We start from the raw sequence: 2626 nt of genomic DNA, 5'->3' as shown, positions 1-2626 counted from the left end.
GCCGTGCTGACCGCCATGCGGATGAGTTCCGCCCCGATCCGTCCCAGTTTGCGATGGTCTTCATGGACGGCCAGACGGGAGCCGCGCCAGACGCCGGGCTCGGCCTCATGGATGCGCACGGCGCCCACCACCCGGTCCGGCATGCCCGCCATGCAGCACGCCGCGATGATGGGAATGGCAACCGCGTCGATTGCGTCCCGGTCATCATCGGCAAAGACCTGCTGTTCGGTGCAGAACACGTCGCGGCGCAGCGCATGGTAGCCCGCGCGTTCCCACGGCGTGCGAGCCAGCCGCACGACATATTCCGTAGGGATGAACGGGCGGTCGTCCACGCCTTCGAGGATCGCTGTCATTATTCGTACGCCGAAAGGGAGGAACAGGCGCCACACCGGCCACACCCGGCGCGGATGTCGGTGGATTTCATGTTCGCCTCGCGCAACATCCGCCCGAGTGGTGCGAGCACGGACTTCATGAAATCGGCCGAAGGCGGCGCATGATTTTCCAGCGGTGTGCCGGAAATCGGCACGAACGGCACCACGAAGGGATAGACCCCAAGTGCGATCAGCCGTTCAGCCAGAGCCAGAATATCTGCGGCACTGTCGCCAAGACCGGCCAGAATGTAGGTATTGACCTGTCCGCGCCCGAAGATTGGCACGGCGCTGGCGAAAGCGTCCATATAGCGATCCACGCTGACCGTGGCCTTGCCGGGCATGATCTTCTCGCGCACCGCCTGTGTTGCGGCTTCGAGATGCATACCCAAGCTGTCGGCCCCGGCGTCGCGCAGGCGCTGGAACCAATCGTGATCGCGCGGCGGCTCGCACTGGACCTGAAGCGGCAGATCCACGGCCGCCCGAATGGCACGGGCTGATTCCGCCAGCACGGCCGCGCCCCGGTCCACCACGTTAGGCGTGCCGGTCGTCAGCACCATGTCGCGCACACCGTCGAGTTCCACGGCGGCCTTGGCGACCTCGGCCAGTTGTGCTGGCGTCTTGTAGGCAATGGTGCGGTCGGCCTCCAGCGACTGGCCGATGGCGCAGAACTGGCAGGACGTGCGCCGGTCAGCATAGCGGATACAGGTCTGGTATACCGTGGTCGCCAGCGTGTCACGGCCATGCAGCAGGGCGATCTTCCAGTAGGGAATACCGTCTGCCGTGCTCAGGCCATAAAAGCGCGGGGCGGCCGGGAAGTGGATCGTGCCCAGTGTCTGCCCATCGCGTAGCAGCGTGCTGGCCCCATGCTGGTCCGGCGGGCTGGCCTGGAATGGTGAATGCCGCGCGCCAGATGTATAGACCGGGACCATGACGGTCTGGCCCGCGATGGTGATCGTCTTGTGATCCGAAGGACCGGCGCCTCCCTTGCGGGCAATGCCGCCGGTCTGCTCACCGATCTGCAGTCCAAAGGACTGTAGATCGGTAACAAGCTTGCGACCAGAAAGTGTACCGAGCGTCGGAATGGTCATGACGCAGCCTCATCTGTAGATGTGGGAACCGGATTGGCTTCCCCAACGTAATGAACGGTGCGGGCGGGCCGCCGGTCCTGAAGCAGGCTGAGCAGTTCGGGCCGGGCGTAATGCCCTACGGAATCCATCATCCGCTTGCGCTTGGTAATCAGGGCGAAGTCGAGATCGGCAATCACCATCCCCTCGCCTTCCGTCAGCGGTGTGCCGAGCAGCTTCCCTTCAGGCGAGACGATGGCCGTGAAGCACCCACCCCGCAGCGGCCCTTCCAGCGCAGGGTCGCCCGCTATTTCCTTGATCTGCTCATCCGTCAGCCAACCCGTGGCGTTCACGACAAAGCAGCCGGATTCCAGCGCATGATGCCGGATGGTGACTTCCATCTGGTCGGCAAAGATCTGGCCCACCAGCGAGCCGGGGAACTGGGCGCAATGGATTTCCTCGTGCTGGGTCATCAGCGCGTAGCGGGCGAGCGGATTGTAATGCTCCCAGCAGGCCAGTGCGCCAATGCGACCGGCCGCACTGCCTACAACTTTCAGCCCGGAACCATCGCCTTGCCCCCAGACCATGCGTTCATGATAGGTGGGCGTGATCTTGCGGCGTTTGAGCAGGATTTCACCCGTGGCGTCAAAGATGATCTGGGTGTTGTAGAGCGTGCCGAAATCGCGCTCGTTTACACCCAGCACCACGACCATGCCGGTCTGGCGCGCGGCCTCGGCCACCATGTCGGTGACCGGACCGGGAATGACGACAGCGCGCTCATAGAGTTCCAGATGCTCCCCACCGAAGCGGAAAGCCGGCTGGATGAACGAGAAATAGGGGTAGTACGGCACAAAGGTTTCGGGAAAGACCGCCAGTTTCACGCCTTTTTCGGCGGCCTCGCGGATGGCCTGACAGACTTTCCGGGCAGTCCCCAGACCATCGTCACCAAGGACGGGGCTGATCTGGATGGCTGCGGCGCGAACGATACGGGACATGGCTTGCGGTCCTCCCTTCGGCCTTCAGAGGGTCCAGGTATTGAGGATGAAGGCGTTGTCGCGACGGGCCAGCAGGATGATGTCGAGCACGTCCTGCGGATTGATCGGCGTGATGCCGGGGATCAGGTTCTGCTCGCCGTAGCCATAGAGGGCCTGAAGCGCGAAGCGGCAGGCATAGACTTTGCCGCCCTCTTCA

3 protein-coding genes and 1 pseudogene are annotated in these 2626 nt (G+C 63.6%); all 4 read right to left on the bottom strand.

Going from position 1 to position 2626, the window contains the following annotated elements:
- On the bottom strand, positions 1 to 353 hold a 353-nt coding region (locus AC1RQ9_RS18695), incomplete at its 3' end, for an MSMEG_0567/Sll0786 family nitrogen starvation N-acetyltransferase (protein ID WP_485988088.1).
- The gene (locus AC1RQ9_RS18690; protein ID WP_176643622.1) at positions 353 to 1459 is read right to left on the bottom strand and encodes an MSMEG_0568 family radical SAM protein; all 1107 of its coding nucleotides are present in this window, start codon (positions 1457 to 1459) and stop codon (positions 353 to 355) included. The genes AC1RQ9_RS18690 and AC1RQ9_RS18695, both read right to left, overlap by 1 nt.
- Entirely contained in the window at positions 1456 to 2430 is a 975-nt protein-coding gene (locus AC1RQ9_RS18685) for a Nit6803 family nitrilase (protein ID WP_176643623.1), read from the bottom strand. The genes AC1RQ9_RS18690 and AC1RQ9_RS18685 overlap by 4 nt, the downstream gene beginning before the upstream one ends.
- Positions 2431 to 2454: 24 nt before the next feature.
- Positions 2455 to 2626, bottom strand: a pseudogene (locus tag AC1RQ9_RS18680) (MSMEG_0572/Sll0783 family nitrogen starvation response protein); the annotation flags it as partial.

The sequence above is a fragment of the Komagataeibacter ossonobensis genome (assembly GCF_057359305.1).
Note: the sequence above shows the minus strand (reverse complement) of the source record. Positions and strands in the feature narration are given on the sequence as shown.